Origin of the sequence: Pseudoalteromonas sp. CST2, from assembly GCF_028599385.1 — a bacterium.
GTDB classification, from domain to species: domain Bacteria; phylum Pseudomonadota; class Gammaproteobacteria; order Enterobacterales; family Alteromonadaceae; genus Pseudoalteromonas; species Pseudoalteromonas atlantica.
In genome coordinates, this window is sequence record NZ_JAQREO010000013.1 from 91,978 (window position 1) to 111,397 (window position 19,420).

General features: G+C 40.9%; 17 protein-coding genes. 14 read left to right on the plus strand and 3 right to left on the minus strand.

Annotated features, from left to right (window positions below):
• The first annotated feature begins 5 nt into the window (after positions 1-5).
• The 8 genes from PSH41_RS15610 (at position 6) to PSH41_RS15645 (ending at position 9,126) form a co-directional block, all read left to right on the plus strand.
• On the plus strand, positions 6-1,259 hold the full coding sequence (locus tag PSH41_RS15610; RefSeq protein ID WP_273589968.1) for a DUF819 family protein: 1,254 nt from the start codon (positions 6-8) through the stop codon (positions 1,257-1,259).
• A 9-nt stretch (positions 1,260-1,268) separates the two neighbouring features.
• Positions 1,269-2,123, plus strand: a complete 855-nt coding sequence (gene kdsA / locus PSH41_RS15615; RefSeq protein ID WP_054983446.1) for a 3-deoxy-8-phosphooctulonate synthase — start codon at positions 1,269-1,271, stop codon at positions 2,121-2,123.
• 128 nt (positions 2,124-2,251) lie between these two features.
• A complete protein-coding gene (locus PSH41_RS15620) occupies positions 2,252-3,148 on the plus strand; it encodes a transcriptional regulator GcvA (RefSeq protein ID WP_004588843.1) in 897 nt (298 codons plus the stop codon).
• 2 nt (positions 3,149-3,150) lie between these two features.
• Positions 3,151-3,786, plus strand: coding sequence for an alpha/beta family hydrolase (locus PSH41_RS15625; protein WP_273589967.1), 636 nt, complete (start codon positions 3,151-3,153; stop codon positions 3,784-3,786).
• Positions 3,783-4,151 (plus strand): DUF423 domain-containing protein, encoded by a 369-nt coding sequence (locus PSH41_RS15630; protein ID WP_024034182.1) that lies wholly within the window; start codon positions 3,783-3,785, stop codon positions 4,149-4,151. The genes PSH41_RS15625 and PSH41_RS15630 overlap by 4 nt, the downstream gene beginning before the upstream one ends.
• A 17-nt stretch (positions 4,152-4,168) precedes the next feature.
• Positions 4,169-5,254 carry a 23S rRNA (cytidine(2498)-2'-O)-methyltransferase RlmM gene (rlmM, locus tag PSH41_RS15635; protein WP_004588846.1) on the plus strand — a complete coding sequence of 362 codons (1,086 nt, stop codon included), beginning with the start codon at positions 4,169-4,171 and terminating at the stop codon, positions 5,252-5,254.
• A gap of 17 nt (positions 5,255-5,271) precedes the next feature.
• Positions 5,272-8,586, plus strand: a complete 3,315-nt coding sequence (locus tag PSH41_RS15640; RefSeq protein WP_273589966.1) for a PKD domain-containing protein — start codon at positions 5,272-5,274, stop codon at positions 8,584-8,586.
• Positions 8,587-9,126 carry a hypothetical protein gene (locus tag PSH41_RS15645; RefSeq protein ID WP_273589965.1) on the plus strand — a complete coding sequence of 180 codons (540 nt, stop codon included), beginning with the start codon at positions 8,587-8,589 and terminating at the stop codon, positions 9,124-9,126. It begins immediately after the preceding gene.
• A gap of 49 nt (positions 9,127-9,175) precedes the next feature.
• Here PSH41_RS15645 and cysZ read toward each other — a convergent pair whose 3' ends face one another.
• Positions 9,176-9,889, minus strand: coding sequence for a sulfate transporter CysZ (cysZ, locus tag PSH41_RS15650; RefSeq protein WP_171038581.1), 714 nt, complete (start codon positions 9,887-9,889; stop codon positions 9,176-9,178).
• A 385-nt stretch (positions 9,890-10,274) separates the two neighbouring features.
• Between cysZ and PSH41_RS15655 the strand changes: the two genes are divergently transcribed.
• The 4 genes from PSH41_RS15655 to PSH41_RS15670 all read left to right on the plus strand — a co-directional run bounded on the left by PSH41_RS15655 (position 10,275) and on the right by PSH41_RS15670 (position 14,759).
• Positions 10,275-12,539, plus strand: coding sequence for a sensor domain-containing phosphodiesterase (locus PSH41_RS15655; RefSeq protein ID WP_273589964.1), 2,265 nt, complete (start codon positions 10,275-10,277; stop codon positions 12,537-12,539).
• 158 nt (positions 12,540-12,697) lie between these two features.
• Positions 12,698-13,168, plus strand: a complete 471-nt coding sequence (locus PSH41_RS15660; protein WP_004588851.1) for a GNAT family N-acetyltransferase — start codon at positions 12,698-12,700, stop codon at positions 13,166-13,168.
• A 268-nt stretch (positions 13,169-13,436) separates the two neighbouring features.
• Positions 13,437-14,306 carry an MYG1 family protein gene (locus PSH41_RS15665; RefSeq protein ID WP_004588853.1) on the plus strand — a complete coding sequence of 290 codons (870 nt, stop codon included), beginning with the start codon at positions 13,437-13,439 and terminating at the stop codon, positions 14,304-14,306.
• A gap of 120 nt (positions 14,307-14,426) precedes the next feature.
• On the plus strand, positions 14,427-14,759 hold the full coding sequence (locus PSH41_RS15670) for a YnfA family protein (protein WP_055253079.1): 333 nt from the start codon (positions 14,427-14,429) through the stop codon (positions 14,757-14,759).
• Between the two features lie 43 nt (positions 14,760-14,802).
• On the opposite strand, the gene PSH41_RS15675 is transcribed toward PSH41_RS15670, so the two are convergent.
• Complete coding sequence (locus PSH41_RS15675; protein WP_273589963.1) at positions 14,803-15,408, minus strand: TetR/AcrR family transcriptional regulator; 606 nt, start codon at positions 15,406-15,408, stop codon at positions 14,803-14,805.
• A gap of 2 nt (positions 15,409-15,410) precedes the next feature.
• Positions 15,411-16,274: an alpha/beta hydrolase gene (locus PSH41_RS15680; protein ID WP_273589962.1), complete on the minus strand. Its 864-nt coding sequence runs from the start codon at positions 16,272-16,274 to the stop codon at positions 15,411-15,413.
• Positions 16,275-16,527: 253 nt separating this feature from the next.
• On the opposite strand from PSH41_RS15680, the gene speA reads away from it, so the two are divergent.
• Both speA and speB read left to right on the plus strand, forming a co-directional pair.
• Complete coding sequence (speA, locus tag PSH41_RS15685; RefSeq protein ID WP_273589961.1) at positions 16,528-18,441, plus strand: biosynthetic arginine decarboxylase; 1,914 nt, start codon at positions 16,528-16,530, stop codon at positions 18,439-18,441.
• Positions 18,442-18,444: 3 nt separating this feature from the next.
• On the plus strand, positions 18,445-19,368 hold the full coding sequence (gene speB / locus PSH41_RS15690; protein WP_273589960.1) for an agmatinase: 924 nt from the start codon (positions 18,445-18,447) through the stop codon (positions 19,366-19,368).
• The last annotated feature ends 52 nt before the right edge of the window (positions 19,369-19,420 follow it).

Sequence of the window (19,420 nt, forward strand, 5' to 3'; positions counted from 1 at the left end):
CAAATATGGCTGATACTCACACTACATTAATTACTAATGATGCTGTTGTACTGGGTTTGCTTGCTGTAATTTTAGGGTTCATTTTTAAAACCTCTAGCAGCGAAAACCCCAAACTAAAAGCATTTTATAAATATGTACCAGCATTATTGCTGTGTTACTTTTTACCTTCTTTACTCAATACGTTTGGCATTGTAGATGGACATAGTTCAAATGTTTACTATGTTGCTTCGCGCTATTTGCTGCCAGCATGTTTAATTTTACTTACCATTAGTATTGATTTAAAAGCGATTATTAATTTAGGCCCCAAAGCGCTAATTATGTTTTTAGTGGGCACGCTGGGTATTGTGATTGGTGGGCCTTTATCTATTTTAGTGGTTAGTGTATTTAGCCCTGATTTAGTAGGCGGCCACGGCCCAGATGCTGTTTGGCGCGGTATGACAACGGTTGCCGGCAGCTGGATTGGCGGCGGCGCTAACCAAGCTTCAATGAAAGAAATGTTTGAAGTGGGCGGCGATATATTCTCGGTTATGGTGACCGTTGATGTGATTGTGGCGAATATTTGGATGGCTGTTTTATTACTAATGGCCGCAAACCATAAAAAAATTGATGCCGCAACAGGGGCTGATACAACCGCCATAGAAGATTTAAAAAACCGTGTTGAGCAATACCATGCAGAGCATGCCCGCATGCCGACACTCAATGACTACATGACCATTATTGCCATAGCATTTGGTATAACGGGGCTTGCTCATTTTTGTGCCGACTTTTTAGGGCCGTTTTTTGCAAACAATTACGCGTGGGCTAAAGAGTACAGCTTAAACAGTAAATTCTTTTGGCTAATTGTTATTTCAACCACTATTGGTATTAGTTTATCATTTACTAAAGTAAGGCAAATAGAAGCGTTTGGCGCATCAAAAGTGGCTTCAAGCTTTTTATATATTTTAGTGGCATCAATTGGCTTACATATGAACGTAACCGCTATATTTAGTAACCCTGGGTTATTTTTAATTGGGGCTATTTGGATGCTAACACACGCAAGTTTAATGCTGATTGTAGCCAAAGTAATAAAAGCCCCGTTATTTTATATGGCGGTGGGCTCGCAAGCTAACGTTGGCGGCGCTGCGTCGGCGCCTGTGGTGGCTTCTGCGTTTCACCCTTCGCTTGCGCCAGTGGGCGTTTTATTAGCTGTACTAGGGTATGGTGTAGGTACATATATGGCCTACATTTGTGGATTAATGATGCAAGCAGTTGCACCTTAAGGAATTTAAATGAACAACCAAGTAATTAATATTAATAATATTGAGCTGGCAAACGACAAACCATTTGTATTATTTGGTGGTATGAATGTTTTAGAGTCGCGCGATTTAGCAATGCGCATTGCAGAGCACTATGTAGAAGTAACGTCTAAATTAAATATTCCTTATGTATTTAAAGCCTCGTTTGATAAAGCGAATCGCTCATCAATAAATTCTTACCGCGGCCCTGGTATGGAAGAAGGCTTAAAAATATTTGAAGAGATTAAAAATACCTTTAATATCCCGCTTATAACCGACGTGCACGAACCACACCAAGCAGCGCCTGTTGCTGAAGTGGTTGATGTAATTCAGTTACCTGCATTTTTAGCACGCCAAACCGATTTAGTGGTAGCTATGGCAAAAACGGGTGCCATTATTAATGTGAAAAAACCACAGTTTTTAGCACCGCACGAAATGCGTCATATCATTACTAAATTTAATGAAGCAGGTAATGATAATGTTGCACTGTGTGAGCGCGGCTCAAGCTTTGGCTACAACAACTTAGTTGTTGATATGCTAGGTATGGATGACATGAAAGCCATGGCACCAGTTATTTTTGATGCCACTCATGCACTACAGCGCCCAGGCGGGCGAGCAGACTCTGCTGATGGACGCCGTGCACAAGCTGCCGAGCTTGCTCGCAGCGGCATGGCACTGGGCATTGCGGGCCTATTTATTGAAGCGCACCCTAACCCTAATGAAGCAAAGTGTGATGGTCCATGTGCATTAGCACTTAGCAAGTTGGAAGGGTACTTATCGCAAATGAAAGCGGTAGATGATTTAATTAAAAGCTTTGCACCACTTGATACAAGCGCAAGCGATTTATAATTTAACACCTATTTAGGTAATAGTTAAAAAGCGACTTAGGTCGCTTTTTTTATTCCATTAATATACACACACAACGATGCTGTATATAATCTTACGCATAAGAAAAACTAATTCTAAGCTTGGTTACTATGTCAAGACGAGTCCCCCCATTAAACGCACTTAAAGCTTTTGAAGCCGCGGCACGTCATTTAAGCTTTACTAAAGCAGCAGAAGAGCTGTATGTAACGCAAGCGGCAGTGAGCCATCAAATTAAAACACTTGAAGAGCATTTAGGCTTAAAATTGTTTTTACGTAAAAATCGCTCGTTATTATTAACCGAAGAAGGCCAAGGCTACTTTTTAGATATTAAAGAGATTTTTACCCAGCTGATAGATGCCACCGAAAAGCTACTTGCTCGCGGTGCAAAAGGCTCGCTTACCGTAAGTTTAACCCCGAGTTTTGCAATTCAGTGGTTGGTACCTCGATTAAGTTTATTTAACGAACTCCACCCCGAAATCGATGTGCGTATAAAAGCGCAAGACCAAGACGAAAACTCGTTAACCGATGATGTAGATATTGCTATTTACTACGGCCGAGGCCACTGGAGTGGAGTTCAAACTTACAAATTGCACACCGAGTATTTAGTGCCGTTATGTAGCCCACTGTTATTAAGCGGGCATAAACCGCTTAATCAACCGAGTGACTTAGCGCAGCACACTTTGTTACACGATACCACGCGCCGTAATTGGAAAACCTGGATGAAAACGGCGGGTGTACGTAATGTACAAGTGAATCAAGGCCCTATATTTAGCCACTCATCAATGGTGCTCCAAGCCGCGGTACACGGCCAAGGTGTAGCAATAGGCAATAGTGTGCTTGCCAAACCCGATATTGACGCGGGCCGTTTAGTGATCCCATTTAGCCACAGCTTAGAGAGTAAAAACGCGTATTACTTAGTGATAAGAGAGTCGCAAACAGAGCTGGGTAAAATAGTTTCGTTTAAAGATTGGATGCTGAGCTTAGTTGAACAAGAACAAGAGTATTAATAATGATTGAATGGTTTAAAAGCGCAACGCAGCCGGCTATTGCACAGTTTATATTTGCACATGGTGCCGGAGCTGGATCAGATTCTGATTTTATGCAGCATATGGCTAAACTCATTAGTGCGCAGGGTATTGATGTAGGTTTATTTGATTTTGAATACATGCAAATTGCTAAACAAACACAAAAACGTAGACCCCCAGAGCGAGCCCCTAAACTGTTAGCTTATTACGAGCAAGTACTAACAAATGCGCAACCTAATTTACCGTTATTTATTGGCGGCAAGTCGATGGGCGGGCGGATGGCATCTATGCTTGCTTGTAGCTCTACACAACCGATTGCAGGTGTATTAGCGTTTGGCTATCCGTTTCATCCGCCCGGTAAGCTAGATAAGCTACGCACCGATCATTTTGCAGACATACCTTGCCCGTTTTTAGTCTTACAAGGTGAACGAGATACCTTTGGCACCCGTGAAGAGCTTAAAACGCTTTCTATGCCAAAACAGCCAAGCTATGTGTGGCTTAGCGATGGCGACCATTCACTCAAACCACGCAGAAAAAGTGGTGTGAGCGAGCTGCAAAACCGTGAAACTGCAGCGCTTGAAGCAAGTAAATTTATAGCCAATAGAGTTGAGCAATTATGATTAAATTATTTTTACTCACGGGCAGCTTTTTTTGCATGCTGTCGGTTATGTTAGGGGCGTTTGCCGCGCATGGTTTAAAAAGTCGTTTAACTGAGTATTCACTCGGGGTATTTAAAACCGCCGCTGAGTATCAAATGGTGCATGGTTTAGCGCTTATAGCCGTGGCGATTCTTATTAAGTGGGGTATTAATTTAACCGTGGCGGGAGGTTTTTTTATTGCCGGTACACTGCTTTTTAGTGGCAGTTTATATTTACTAGCCCTAAGCGGCATGAAGTGGTTAGGCCCAATAACCCCATTAGGTGGGTTATGTTTTATAATTGGTTGGGTTGTTATTTTAGTGCAAGTTGCACGATTTAAGTTTTAAAGAGTTTAAGGGTTAATATGTCTAGTGTTGTGATTTATTGTCGTAGTGGTTTTGAAAACGATGCGGCTGCTGAAATAACGTTTCATGCTGCCGAGCAAGGTTTTGCCGGCTATGTAAAAGCCAAACCAAATACCGGCTACGTGATTTATGAATGTTTTGAAGCGCAACACAGCGACGAAATAATCAAAAAGGTCGACTTTAAAAATATGGTATTTGCGCGCCAGTGGTTTGCTGGCACGTTAATCGAAAATATGCCGGTAGAAGATAGGGTCACTGCATTAAAAGAAGCCGCAAAGGATTTTCCTTTGTGTAGTGAATTGCGCGTAGAAACTCCCGATACTAACGAAGGCAAAGAGCTACTGACCTTTTGTAAAAAAATATCAACGCCGTTAAAAAAAGCACTCGAAAAGCAAAACACGGTATTACGTGAGCCAAAGGCAAACCGCCCGGTAATGCATGTACTATTTTTAGCAAACAATGCCGCGTATGTAGGGTATTCGTATAGTTATAATAATTCGCCGTTTTTTATGGGCATTTTACGTTTACGTATGCCAAGTGACGGACCGAGCCGCTCAACGTTAAAACTTGACGAAGCCTTTAATGTTTTTATCCCTGAAAAAGAGCGAGAAGCGCGAGTACAACCAGGCATGCGAGGGGTTGATTTAGGCGCTTGCCCAGGCGGTTGGACCTATCAATTAGTACGCAGAGGGATGTTTGTTAGCGCAATAGATAATGGCCCAATGAATGATAGTTTGATGGAAACAGGCCAAGTTAAACACTTTAGAGCCGATGGTTTTAAATACCGCCCAGAAAAAAGAAATATTAACTGGTTAGTGTGCGATATGGTGGAAAAACCAACCAAAGTGACTAATCTAATGATTGACTGGGCAGTAAATGCATACGCCAAAGAGCTGATATTTAATTTAAAGCTGCCTATGAAAAAACGCTTTGATAGTGTTTATGAATGCCTAACGATGATCAAAGAAGAGCTTACTAAGTACGGTATAACCTATGAGTTGCAAGCTAAGCATTTGTATCATGATCGTGAGGAAATTACCGTTCATTTAAACGTTGTTAAGGTGCCCCAAAATTTGTATAGCTAAATCATAGAGGCATAAAAGTGGTATTAAATAATGTTTATAAATGGCTAGGATTACTTTTTTTATCACTTTTAATAGCCGGTTGCGGCGGCGGTGGCAGCGATAGTGACGCCACCGATAGTGGCTCAACTGGCAATACCGCCCCTACTGTAAGTGTTGATGTAAGCAGCAGCGTTATTGTTGCTAACCAAACCTTTACTATTACGGCTCAGGCAAGCGATAGCGACGGGCAAGTCTCTAGTTATCAATGGCAGCAGCTGTCGGGGCCTGAATTTACCTTTACAGCTAATGGCAATATACTCACAGTAACGGCCCCCAGTGTAGAAAGCGACACTGATTTTAGCTTTTCGGTGCTAGTAACCGATAATGACGGCGCCACTACAGAGCAAGTGTTCTCTGGGACTATCACGGTTCAAAATACGCCTCCCACAGTTAATATTACAGGCCCAAGCAGTGCACTGGCTAATAACCAAGTTAGTTTAATTGCTAATGCACAAGACATAGATGGCACAATTAGCGCCATAGTGTGGGTACAATCTGCTGGCTCCTCCATCGAATTTAGCCAAACTGAAGGTGAATTAAGCTTTACCGCCCCAAATGTAAGTGAAAATGAAACGCTTGGTTTTAGTGTTACTGTAACCGACAATGCCGGGGGCACTGTACAAAGCAGTGCGACAGTACTTATTACGCAATTAAATAGCGCACCTAGTGTTACCTTAGCTGGGCCTGACGAGGCAATGCAAAATGAGTCAGTGACAATAACAGCTACAGCGCAGGACAGCGATGGCACCATTAGCGAGCTAAGCTGGCAGCAAACAAACGGCCCCGTGGTCGAATTTACGCAAACCGACTCCAGCATTACGTTTAATGCTCCAACAGTTGCTCAAAATACCAATATTACCTTTTTAGCCACCGTTAGAGATAACGACGATGCTACTAATAGCGCCCAAAAAACGGTGATTGTGGTGCCGCCTAACAATCCGCCTGTGGCAGACGATGTAACCGTCGAGGTGCAATATAACTTAAGTGCTGAATTTAATTTGACGGTAAATGATGCCGATGGCGATACGGTACAAATTACTTTTCCAGATGACCTAGAAGGGGCGCAGGTGAGCGTTATTGATGCCCAAGCGCTGCGCTTTAGCTATACACCGCCTGTAAATAGTATTTCTGCAAAAAGCTATACACTGACTGCTAGTGATGGTGAAGACAGCACAAACTTTTTACTTAATACGACAATTATTGATACCAGCGCTGCAACGGTGACAGAAATAACGCCTAATGGAGCAGATGAACCGGTACTGGTTGACACCCCCATTAGCATTACGTTTTCAGATGTGATGCTGAGCAGTTCGTTAACCGTAAATAGTAGCGCGGGGAGCTGCGAAGGCAGTGTTCAGGTATCAAGTGATGATTTTGCAAGCTGTGTTGCACTTAATGTAGAGAGCGTATCTGGTGCGCCTGATGAGACGAGTGGCTATTTTAAAAACGTTAACTTAAGCGCTGATTTTTCAGAAAACACGCTTTACAAAGTGCGTGTAAATGACCAATTAGTTAATTTTTTTGGTACTGCTGCGACAGCAGGCCAAGTGAGTGAATTTACCACCTCAACCCAAGATTTAAAAATAACCGAACTCATATCGGTGCAATTTACTAATGATACGCCCTGGGTAGAGATTTATAACGGCACAGGAGAGGCTGTTAATTTACAAAACTATTCATTAAAAACGCGCGCAATTAATATGCTTGATAGCTCAGTGAGCGCAGAGCAAGTATTTACATTACCCAACAAAGTATTAGAAAACGGCAGTTATATTTTACTGCAAAGTCGTTTTGGTGATGAGTTTTTAGCAAGCGCGGCACTTAATAACCCTAAAATTGTGCTGGTGGGTAACCAAAGCGATGCGCTACGTCCTTACTGGTATATAAATGGCTTTGCAGAGTTATTAAATAGCGCCGCCACACAAACAATCGACTTTGTTAAATTTGGTAATTCTACCCAGCAACCGGTTAGTGCCACGCAATGGCAAGGCGATAACGCACCTCAAATGCAGGCCGAACAAGGGTCAAGCTTAAAACGTGCGCTTAATGCAACAGATACTAATCAAGCAAGTGATTGGGTTTACTCAGTGTTTAATACGCCGGCAGGGCAAAATGATATTAGCTGTGATACCGATACAGATTTAGATGGGATCCCAGATTGCAGTGAGCAAGAAGGCGCAACGTTTGGCGGGCTGCCTTTATATGAATGGGGTGCGCGGGAAAATCAAAAAGATATATTTATAGAAATTGATTATATGGACAGTACCGATATAGGTATTACGCCACAGCGTACAGCATTAGAAAAAGTAGTGAGCGTATTTGCAAGTAACGGTTATACAGTGCATTTTGATGTAGGCGATTTGTTTGACCAAAGCACAGGTATTTCCACCGCTAACTTTGATTTAGGAGGCGGTACAACCGTACCGTTTAACAGCTACACGCCCTTTGAATATGACCAAGGTACCGCTAATTTATTTGCCTATAAAATGGAATATGCCGATACAACGCGCCGCCCAATTTTTCATTATTTATTAATGGCAAACAGTGGTAACGAAGATGGCAGCATTAGCGGCTCAGGTATTGCCGAAATAAATGGTAATGACCTAATGCTGACTATGGGCGGATGGGGGTTATCGGTTGATGATCAAACATCACAAAATGTGACGAACAATTACCAAGCGTCTACTATTTTTCATGAGTTGGGGCATAATTTAGGGCTTTATCATGGCGGCGACGAAGAAGTGAACTTTAAGCCAAATCATTTAAGCTCAATGAATTATCTATATCAATTAACGGGGCTCGCAACCATAGGTAATAACGAAGGTGACCGTTATTACGACCGGTTTTATACCAACAACATTAACTGCGACCTTGTGCCAAATACTAATAATCAAACAGGATCAACGGATGATTTTATCATTGATTATTCAAACGGCAGCGCTGCAAATATAAATGAAAGTGCTATTGATGAAAGCGCAGGATTAAACAGGGCTGGCTCTGAGGCGGTCGATTATAATTGTAATGCAATTTTAGGCGATACATTAACTAACTTTGATGCAAACCAAGACTCGCAAATTACTGTATTAACGGATACCGATGAGTGGAGCATGATTAACTTACAGTTTTACTCACAAAGTGCAGGTAACCGATTTGGTGTGGCAAGTACGATGAGCCATAAGCTGTATCAACAGCAGCGTGTTCACGCTGTTTCTGTTTCATTGCCTAGCTATATAAAAGAAGCAGCGCCAAGCGAGGCTATAATTAACCAAATTAAAGCAATCAAAGAGCGCTAAATGAGCTACCGATTTATAAAAGCTGCACTTTTACAAGGAGCTATTATTTGTTTAGTTGCTGCCTGTAGCCAAGGCGCTATTAATAAAGCCAGTAGTAGCCATAGTAGTGAATGGTTACTAACTGATGCGCTTTATTATAATAACAAGCCAGTAAATTGGCAGCAAAGGCGAGTAAACGGGTGTAGCACGTGTTTAATACAAAACGACTCTGTACTTCAGCCCGAGGGCATAACGCGTTTTAATACGCTTTATAAAGATGGGGCGTGGATTGCAGTACAGGAGCAAAGCAGTTTAAATGTTATAAGGTTAAAACTGCCTTTGCACACCCCCTATTTGTATGTTGAGCAATTAGCAAACGGTGAACTTAAACTGTTTAATCAGCAACACACTTATAAAACTAAAATAGGCGAAGTCATTAACATTACTTTTAAAAAGCAGTTATTCTCGATAGTGATCACAGCGTTTACTTTACAAGATGAAAAAAATGCAGCACTGCCAAGGCGCGCTAGACTAAATTACACTGCACTTAAGTTGATATAGATAAAATAAAAGCACCAAAAGGTGCTTTTATTATTTGCCGTAGTGTTATTTAGCCCGCTCGGTATTTAGAGCGATAATTATCTACCCACAAACGAGTAGCGCCACACACAGCAACGGGCATAACAATTAGGTTAATAAATGGGATTGCAGTGAGCAGCATAACAGCAAAGCCAAAGCCATAAGATAAACCTTGTTTAGACTTTAAATCGTCTTTCATTTGCTTAAAGCCTACTTTATGGTTATCGAAGGCAAAATCTTTGTATTGCACAGCATACATCCAACATGTAAATAAAACCCATAACACTTGTCCAATAACGGGTAAAATCCACAGTAAAATAAAAAAGCCAATAGCGCGGGGTAAGTAATAGCAAAGCTTTGTCCACTCTCTGCCTACCATGCGTGGAATGTCTTTTACTAAATCAGCAAAACCGTCGTCATTTATTTTTTGACCCGTTAAATAAAGCTCTACTTTTTCGCTGAGTAGTCCGTTAAAAGGGGCCGCAATAAAGTTGGTTATTACCGTAAATAGCATGCTGTAACTAAATAGCACCACAAGCACGGCAAGGGGCCACATTAACCATTCAAGCCAGCTTAGCCACTCAGGTAACATGTTGTTTATATAATTAAAGCTGTCGCTTAACCAACCAAATAAAAAGAATAATGAACTACCAAACAATAAAATATTAAGTAAAAGTGGAATAAGCACAAAGCGCTTAAGGCCTTTTTGACTAATTAATTTAAAGCCTGAAAAAAAATATTCCATACCTTGTATGATCTGCACAGTAACCTCAAAAAAGACTCATATCTGGATGCAGTATAATTAGACTGATAATTTTGAACAGCCTTTTTAAGTAACAAAGTGTTAAACCTGCAAAATTTTTAAAAAGTTTTAGAGTGTGTTGGCTGGATTGTTTTTGTTACGGATGTTTATTTTTTGTTGCAAAACAATGTAGGCTTAACGCATACTAAAGTTGTTTTTTAGCTTTTTTATTAAAAACAATTTCCATAATAGTAATAATAAAACTCGCGCTGTAAGTTTATTAACTATACTCATTTTAAATATATGAACTAAGAGCAGGAATTTGTTGATGCACTGCACTTTTTTAAAGTGCGTAGCAACATAAAAGTACCTAGATGCATGGTGAAGTATGAATACTGCAAAACTAAAACAATTGTTATCTCACCAGCAGGATATATTATCTAAAATCGCGTTAGGCATTGCCTTAGACGATGTTTTACAAGATATTTGTTTAGCTATAGAGCAAGTTATTGAAGACAGCTCTGCAAGATGCTCAATACTGTCTTTAACAGGTAATCAGTTATTTCATCGTGCTGCCCCAAATATTGATGATGAATATTTAAAGGCAATTAATGGTGTATTTATAGGCCCGAATGTAGGGTCTTGTGGCACCGCAGCCTATAAAAATGAGCGAGTTATTGCGCAAAATATTGACCTTTCGCCCTTGTGGGAAGATTACAAAGATTTAGCGCACAGGTACGGTTTATATTCTTGTTGGTCAACCCCGGTTATTTCAACCACCAATGAAATATTAGGCACTTTTGCTATTTACCACGGCACCCCTAAAGCACCTACACAGCAAGATTTAGAACTCATTGACTATTTTGTACATTTTTCTAGCATAGCACTAGAAAAAAACGCAGAGTCGCTCAAAGCTAGGCAGCTAGTGGCAGACCTGCAAAAAAGTAATGAAAAATTTAAAGCATTTACGCAAGTGATGCCCGATCTTATTTTGATTTTGAACGAAGAGGGCGTCTATACCGATATTTACGGTACCTCGAGTGACTTATTACTTGAATCGCCCACCGACTTAATTGGTCAAAATGTGCAAGACTTGTTCCCAAAAAAAGATGCCGACATGATCATGGGGATTATTAAAAAAACCATTCGCACCAATGAAATGCAAATATTTGAGTACGATTTAGCCGTGCCCAAAGGCCACATAACCTTTGAAGGAAGAGCGGCTGCACTTACTAACTACCAGCCAGAAAAACCAGAACTTAAGCACGTAGTGTGGATGGCAAGAGATGTGACCCTTCGCAAAAAAGCCGAGCAAGAAGTTCAACGGCTTGCGTTTTTTGATCCACTAACAGGGCTCCCTAATAGACGAATGCTCAGCGACAGCCTAGCAAAGTGTGCAGAGCGTATTAAACGCACCAAAAAAACGGGCGCATTACTGTTTTTAGATGTTGATAACTTTAAAAGAATAAATGATTCATTAGGCCACGGCGCCGGAGATCAAGTATTAATAGAATTAGCAAAACGCTTAGGTGGCGTAATACGATCATCTGATACTTTAGCTAGAGTGGGCGGTGATGAATTTATTATTTTACTCGAATACATTGGCGAGCATAATCACCAAGCCTGTATTGAATCCGAAATAGTCGCTAAAAAAGTACAAGGCGTGTTTAATGATAAGTTTGCAATAGGGGAGCTGGCATTTCAAGTTAGCTGCAGTATAGGTATTTGCTTAATTAATGAAGAGCACACAGCCACCGATAACATATTAAAATTTGCAGATACTGCCATGTACCGCTCTAAGGCAAAAGGTGGCAATAGCTGCAGCTTTTATGACCCTAAACTGCAAACTTTACTCGAAAACCAAGCCGAATTAGAAACGGATATTGTAAGAGCAATCGCTAATAACGAATTTTGTGCGTATTTTCAGCCGCAAATTAGTATGCAAGGAAAGATAGTAGGTGCAGAAGCCCTGATAAGGTGGATACACCCTAATAAAGGGGTTATTGCGCCTAATCAGTTTATTCCTATTGCAGAGCAATATGGCCTGATTCAAAAACTGCAAAACATAGTGCTTCGCAATATATGCAGCCTTATTAATCAACTTAATGAAAAAAACATGATAGATGAGCACTTTAGCGTATCTATAAATATTAGTCATATACAGTTTAATTCTGCGCAGCTTACCCGTGAGCTCTGCTCTACAATTAAAGAGTTCAACATAAAACCGCAGCATATTAAACTTGAGATCACCGAAACCATGCTATCGGGCGATATTGACAGCACAATAAAGCAAATGACGGAGCTACAAGAACAAGGTTTTGTGTTTTCTATTGACGACTTTGGTACAGGGTATTCCTGTTTAGCCCATTTAAATGCGTTCCCCGTTCAGGAAATAAAAATTGATAAAAGCTTTATCGATAAGATTTTAGATAAAGGCAAAGGCTTTAATATTGTTAATACGATTATAAGCCTGGGCAAAAGTTTAGACATTACCGTTGTTGCCGAAGGTGTAGAGCAAGAGGCGCAATTTGAGTTACTAAACTTGCTCAATGCAGATTGTATACAAGGCTATTTAGTCGCAAAACCTATGAATGCCAGTAACTATATTAAGTGGCATGCCCATCAATTAAAAAAGCAAAGCCTAAGTGCTTAGCAGGCTGTGCGTCGTTTTTGTAAATTAAGCTAACGTTTTAATAAAGCTATTTTTACCTTATTAAAACATTTTGTTTAAACAACACTAGGAACACGCGTATTAAGTATATATTATGAAGCCACTATAACGATTCAAAATAATAAAATGGACGACAAGAGATGCAGTTAGTCGAATTAACCCCTAAGGATCCTGATGTAGTTAATGTGTTTGCAGATATAGATAGACTGATAAACTCCTTATACCCCGTGGCTACAGCCCAATCTCTCAAATTAGAAGAATTAAGCAAAGACAACGTTTACGCAATTGGTTTAAAAAACGAAGATGGCATTATTGCCTGTGGCGCTATTGTTAAGCAAAATGACGGCGCGCTATATGGCGAAATAAGGCGTTTATACGTAAAACCAAGTTACCGTGGTAGAGGTTTTTCAAGACGCATAATGCAAAACTTACTGCATTACGCCGGCGAAACAAAAATTCCACTTATCCGATTAGAAACAGGCCCAAAGCAAACCGAATCAATTAGTTTATATGAAGATTTAGGTTTTGCGCGCTGTGCAAGCTTTGGCTCGTATCAAGATAACCCACAAAGTGTATTTATGGAGCTTGCCCTGAGCCCTGAGCCAGAATAAATAAGCTATTTACTACTGTGTGCCTATAACTGACTCTGTAGGCGCAAAAAATACTTCACTGTTTTTCACTGCTATCTTCGTATAAAATTCGCCACGTATATTTAATACCTGTGCACAGTAATACTTAATGATTTTAAGAGGCAAAACCTGGCTATAAACAAGCTTTTTTGCTTCAAAATAAATTACTTGATTAAGCAAACGGGTATAAACCTTTATTTAGCACTTCATAAGTGAGAATTTTATCTTTTTTAAAAGTAGCCCAAAACCAATGAGCGATTTAACAGTAGTAACCCACAGTGGTAATTTCCATGCCGATGACGTGTTTAGTATTGCGGTACTTAAGCATGTATTGCCTGCCTTTAACTTGGTACGAACCCGCGATAAAGCAGTAATAGAAAGTGCCGATATTGTTGTTGATGTAGGTGGCGAATACAACCCTGACACAGGACGCTTTGATCACCACCAACGCGGCGGCGCAGGCGAGCGCGAAAATGGCACGCCATACTCGTCATTTGGCTTAATTTGGAAAAAGTATGGTTTAGCACTTTGTGATAATAACCAAGCGGTGGCTGATAGAGTTGACGCTGGTTTAGTCTCTACAATTGATGCCATAGATTGTGGTTACGTTAAAGGTGTGGTTGAGGGCATAACGCTTAGCCAAACGCTTTCTATGTTTAATCCAACATGGGAAGAGGAAGGCAACTTTGATGAATGCTTTGATGAAGCGGTTGAATTTGCAGCGCGTTTATTAACCCGTTTTATTGCCTCAGCAAAAGGAAGCATTAACGCCAAAGATATTGTTGCAAAAGCAATAGAAGAGGCAAAAGATCCCCGCGTGATTATTTTAGAAAAATACACACCATGGAAAAAAACAGTACACCATTTATCAAGCGACGCTTTATTTATGGTTTACCCTTCGCAAAACGGCCAATGGATTATTCAAACTGTACCAGTAGAGCCCGGCTCGTTTGAAGACAGAAAGTCACTGCCTAAAGCGTGGGCTGGTTTATCTGATGAAGAGTTCCAAGCTGAAACAGGCTTAGACGACGCTGTATTTTGCCACAATGGTTTATTTATAGCCGGTACTAAATCGTTCGAAAGTACAATGAAGCTGGCCGACGTGGCCCTAGCTGAGTAACCTGTTTTACTTAAATATGGGTAAAATTTTTTTACCCAAATTAGTACTATTTAGCTAAGTAACTAGTATGCAGTTACTTAGCTTCATTATGCTCTCGTTATTTAAATCACGTGAGGTTTTATGTTTGAAGTAAAAACTATCGCGCTATTTATTATTACCGCACTGGCAGAAATTATTGGCTGTTACTTACCTTATCTTTGGCTTAAAGAAGATAAATCCATATTCCTTTTAATACCTGCAGCATTCAGTTTAGCGCTATTCGCATGGTTGCTAACGTTACACCCCGCAGCCGCTGGACGGGTGTATGCCGCGTATGGCGGTGTGTACATATGCGTGGCTTTACTGTGGTTATGGGCAGTTGATGGCGTAAAGCTTACAATGTGGGATGTAGTGGGCGGGGCGGTTGCCTTACTGGGCATGGCTATTATTATTTTTGCACCTAAAAGCGCATAAAAATTAAGCCATATTAAGGCGAAAAACGCCTTACAGGCCACTGTTAACGCATATATCGTGCAATTAAATTGCCAACTACTTTTTTATAAGTAAGCGTTAAAGCTGGATTATCTATTAAGCTTGTTTGTACAACATGCCCGGTATATAAGCCATAAAACTCATACGCAAAAATGCTCGGCTCTTTGTCTTGGCTAAAGTAGCCTTGTGCTTGGCAGTTAACTGCAAGTTTAGTGAGGTAGTTAATCATTTTTAAGTGTTGGTCTTGCATAAACTGCCTTACCAAACAGTTCGGGCTTGCTTTAAACTCTACCGACGCTTTAATGAGCGGGCAACTTGCCTGCTTACCAGGCGATACCGTATCTAAAAAATTGAGCCACTCAAGCCAGCGTTGCTGAAAATTATTTAAATGAATTAACGCATCTTCATCAACAGATATATCAACAACCAGTTTTCTAAACTCTTCTTCGGTGTAGGCCAAAATAGCCACTTGCATATCTTCTTTATTGGCAAAGTGTGAGATCACCCCAGTACGCGACATGTTAGTCACTGCCGCTATTTTTCCTATCGACAAGCTATATAAACCATGTGCAGCCGCATAGGCCATTCCTTTGTGCAAAATATTGCGTTTAGTGCTCTCACTTTTTTTCATCGTTAATCCATAAAGCGTGTTATTTGGTCGTACACGTATTGGCTTTTTAAAATGCGCACGTGCCCCAGCTCTTGTGTGGCCACAAGTGTTGCGGGTGTGTTCTCTGTTAATAATTTTATTGCCTCAAAGCTTGCCACTGAGTCATTTTTATCATGAATAAACAGCATGTTTTCGTTAATTTTATTTTTTGAATGATCAGGGTGAAGGTTTTGCCAGTTAATACCATATTTGTCTGACACCCTATTAAGCATATTTTCTAGCATGAGCTCAGAAATACCCACTTGCCTGACCTTAGCGAACATGGCTTCAAATATTTGTGCAGGGGCAGAGATCATCACAATTTTTTTATTCTCTAAATAATGAGGCGCTAAGTTTAACAAAGCAACACCGCCCATAGAGTGTGTAACGACTCTATTAATTGTAATATTTTGCCCATTAAAGTACTCAAAAGCCGCTGTTAGCCCCTGCATATACCCGTATAAGTGCGAGGTATTGCCGTGCGAATAGCCATGGCCTATGTGATCAATTGAGTAAACATTAAAGCCTTTTTCAAGCAATTCATCTATTAAAGCAGTAAACCGATTAGTGCTATCGGCCCAGCCATGAGATAAAAATACCGTTTTAGTGTTTTCCGCTAGGCTAAAATAGTACAGGTTTACAGCGCCAAGCTCGGTAGTAAGTTTAATATTAATTGGCTGTATACATGTTCTAAATTCGTATTGGCGTCGGCTATGCGGGTTACAAAATACCTTCATGGCAAGGCGGGCACTGAGTTTAGGAAATGTTTTGGTCAGACCAAAAGTGGCAGCCTTTGTTATTTTAGAAAATTTAGGTGGCTTGTTTTGATTAAAGTAAATTTGTTTCATGTTTATACCAAATAAGTACAGTTGTTCTATTTTATCTTAAAATAAGTACAGCTGTACTTATTTTTTTAGCCGCATAACCAGCTTGCTTTACTAAAGGCGGTTAGCTGTAAAAGCTAAGGTGTAGGTGTTTTTTCTCTCAACACTAAAAATCACTCGTTACGAGTAAAAATACTTGTTGGACTTAAAAGTCTATTTTTCTTTTAATGCGCGCAACTAGCCGAACCGGCATTCATTAAATACAAGAGAAAGATAAATGAAAGAGACAACATCACTAGAACAAGCTCGCACGAGTTACAATGTTCGTCATTGGAGCCAAGGTTTTTTTGGTATTAATGATCAAGGTGATGTGTATGTTGCCCCAAAGGCTCACGCCCCAGAGCAAACTATTGCACTTACAGATATTGCAAAACAACTTCAAGAAAAAGGCTTAAGCTTACCGGCTTTAGTGCGCTTTCCACAAATTTTACATCATCGTGTGCACAGTTTATGTGGCGCGTTTAATACCGCGATTGAAAACTATGGTTATCCAAAAGATTACCTATTAGTTTACCCAATTAAAGTAAACCAACAACGCGAAGTAGTTGAAGAAATAGTAGCAAGCCAAGCCGAATTAGAAAAAAAACAATTAGGCCTTGAGGCGGGCAGCAAACCAGAGCTATTAACTGTTTTGGCACTGGCAGAAAAAACCAGTGCAGTAATTGTATGTAATGGCTACAAAGACAAAGAATATGTGCGCTTAGCACTGATTGGCGAAAAGCTAGGCCACAAAGTATATATAGTGCTTGAAAAACTCTCTGAGCTCGACATGGTACTTAGCCAAGCAAAAGCGCTAAATGTTAAACCACGTATTGGTATTCGCGTTCGCTTAGCATCGCAAGGCAAAGGTAAGTGGCAAGCAAGTGGCGGCGAAAAATCTAAATTTGGTTTATCTGCGTCGCAAGTACTGCATGTAGTAAACCGTTTAAAAGAGGCAGGCCAGCTTGATTTAATGCAACTTGTGCATTTTCACTTAGGCTCGCAAATGGCAAACATTCGTGATGTGCGTTTAGGTGTAAGTGAGGCCGCGCGTTTTTACTGTGAGCTACGCAAATTAGGTGCAAGCATTGAGTGCTTAGATGTAGGGGGCGGTTTAGCTATTGATTACGATGGTACCCGCAGCCAATCGCATAACTCAATGAACTACAGCTTAGCTGAGTATGCAAATAATATTGTGTACACCATAGGCGATACCTGTAAGCAGTACGCGCAGCCCATGCCGACGATTATTTCTGAGTCGGGGCGTGCACTAACGGCGCACCATGCAGTACTTATATCAAACGTGATAGGCACAGAAAGTTACACGCCAGAAGAGTTAGTAGCGCCTGCTGGCGATGCACCGCTTTTATTAAATAATATGTGGGCCTCGTTTGTGCATTTAACCGATTTAACGGATGACCGCGCACTGATTGAAATTTACCACGACAGCCAAGGGGATTTAGCGGAGGCGCATAACCAGTTTGCACTTGGGCTTTTAGATTTAACGCAGCGTGCGTGGGCAGAGCAAGTTAACTTACGTATTTGTTATGAGCTTAACAAACACATGGATAACAAAAACCGTTTTCATCGCCCAATTATTGACGAGTTGAACGCACGTTTAGCTGATAAGTTTTTTGTAAACTTTTCGCTTTTTCAATCGCTTCCTGATGCGTGGGGGATTGATCAAGTGTTTCCGGTATTGCCATTAAGTGGTTTAACCGAAGCACCAAAAAAACGTGCTGTATTACTTGATATTACCTGTGATTCAGACGGCGCGCTTGAGCACTATGTTGATGGCCAAGGCATTGAAAGCACATTACCCGTGCCTGAGTACAGTGCTGATAAACCTTACTTAATGGGCTTTTTCTTAGTGGGTGCGTACCAAGAAATTTTAGGTGATATGCACAATTTATTTGGCGATACGCACAGCGCCATTATCAATATGGATGAGCAAGGCGTAGCCAGTATTAGTGAAATAAACCAAGGTGATACCGTAGCCGATATGATGCGTTATGTACATTTAGATGTTGAGAGCTTTCAACATTCGTACGCACAGTTAGTGTCTGCAAAAATAGATAAAAATGAACAGCAAAGCGTTTTAGACGAGTTGCAGAGCGGCCTTAATGGCTACACTTATTTAGAAGAGTTATAAGCAATGTCTAGCTTGTTTGGTCATGTTGACCACTCATTGTATTCAAACGGGATGACGTTTTTACGTCGTCCTATGGTGCAAAACATTAATGCCATTGATGCAGATGTCGTTGTACTAGGCTTACCCTTTGATTTAGCAACATCGGGTCGCCCCGGTGCTCGCTTAGGGCCCGATGCCATACGTCGTGCGTCGGTACATTTAGCCTGGGAAGACACTAAATACCCGTGGACATTTCCTTTGTTTGAGCGTTTAACGGTTGCAGATGCAGGGGACTTTACTTATCCGATAGGCGATCCTGAGTATTTTACGGCACAGCTAGAAATGGCTGCAGAGCAAATACTTCGCCAAGGGGCAACGATTTTAGGCCTTGGTGGCGATCACTTTGTAACGCTTCCGCTATTGCGCGCGCATGCAAAGATACATGGCAAAATGGCACTGGTTCATTTTGATGCGCACACTGATACATACAGCAATGGCTCGCGCTTTGATCACGGCACTATGTTTTATCATGCACCCATGGAAGGGCTGATTGATGTAGAGCACAGTATCCAAATTGGTATTCGCACCGACTTTGACCAATCAAAGCATGAGTTTGCAGTGATTGATGCAATGCAAGCTAACGATTTGCACGCTAATGAAATAGCAGCACAAATACGTGAGCGAGTAGGCGACTTACCCGTTTACCTAACGTTTGATATAGATTGTTTAGACCCTGTATTTGCACCAGGTACAGGCACACCTGTATGCGGTGGTTTAACATCAGATAAAGTGCTTAAAATACTGCGCGCGCTTAAAGGCATAAATATGGTCGGAATGGATGTGGTAGAGGTTTCACCGTCGTACGACCAAAGTGAGCTTACCGCTATTGCCGCAGCAACAATCGCCAGTGAATTATTGCACCTGTGGACACATAAAAATAAGTATTAACGCTAAAAGTTAAGCACTACAAAAAGGTATGCACTGGCATACCTTTTTTATT

What these genes read in the sequence shown, in the direction of transcription:
- PSH41_RS15610 (WP_273589968.1), top strand. Translation starts at nt 6, where the DNA reads ATGGCTGATACTCACACTACATTAATTACTAATGATGCTGTTGTACTG.
- kdsA (WP_054983446.1), top strand. Translation starts at nt 1,269, where the DNA reads ATGAACAACCAAGTAATTAATATTAATAATATTGAGCTGGCAAACGAC.
- PSH41_RS15620 (WP_004588843.1), top strand. Translation starts at nt 2,252, where the DNA reads ATGTCAAGACGAGTCCCCCCATTAAACGCACTTAAAGCTTTTGAAGCC.
- PSH41_RS15625 (WP_273589967.1), top strand. Translation starts at nt 3,151, where the DNA reads ATGATTGAATGGTTTAAAAGCGCAACGCAGCCGGCTATTGCACAGTTT.
- PSH41_RS15630 (WP_024034182.1), top strand. Translation starts at nt 3,783, where the DNA reads ATGATTAAATTATTTTTACTCACGGGCAGCTTTTTTTGCATGCTGTCG.
- rlmM (WP_004588846.1), top strand. Translation starts at nt 4,169, where the DNA reads ATGTCTAGTGTTGTGATTTATTGTCGTAGTGGTTTTGAAAACGATGCG.
- PSH41_RS15645 (WP_273589965.1), top strand. Translation starts at nt 8,587, where the DNA reads ATGAGCTACCGATTTATAAAAGCTGCACTTTTACAAGGAGCTATTATT.
- cysZ (WP_171038581.1), bottom strand. Translation starts at nt 9,889, where the DNA reads ATGGAATATTTTTTTTCAGGCTTTAAATTAATTAGTCAAAAAGGCCTT.
- PSH41_RS15655 (WP_273589964.1), top strand. Translation starts at nt 10,275, where the DNA reads ATGAATACTGCAAAACTAAAACAATTGTTATCTCACCAGCAGGATATA.
- PSH41_RS15660 (WP_004588851.1), top strand. Translation starts at nt 12,698, where the DNA reads ATGCAGTTAGTCGAATTAACCCCTAAGGATCCTGATGTAGTTAATGTG.
- PSH41_RS15665 (WP_004588853.1), top strand. Translation starts at nt 13,437, where the DNA reads ATGAGCGATTTAACAGTAGTAACCCACAGTGGTAATTTCCATGCCGAT.
- PSH41_RS15670 (WP_055253079.1), top strand. Translation starts at nt 14,427, where the DNA reads ATGTTTGAAGTAAAAACTATCGCGCTATTTATTATTACCGCACTGGCA.
- PSH41_RS15675 (WP_273589963.1), bottom strand. Translation starts at nt 15,408, where the DNA reads ATGAAAAAAAGTGAGAGCACTAAACGCAATATTTTGCACAAAGGAATG.
- PSH41_RS15680 (WP_273589962.1), bottom strand. Translation starts at nt 16,274, where the DNA reads ATGAAACAAATTTACTTTAATCAAAACAAGCCACCTAAATTTTCTAAA.
- speA (WP_273589961.1), top strand. Translation starts at nt 16,528, where the DNA reads ATGAAAGAGACAACATCACTAGAACAAGCTCGCACGAGTTACAATGTT.
- speB (WP_273589960.1), top strand. Translation starts at nt 18,445, where the DNA reads ATGTCTAGCTTGTTTGGTCATGTTGACCACTCATTGTATTCAAACGGG.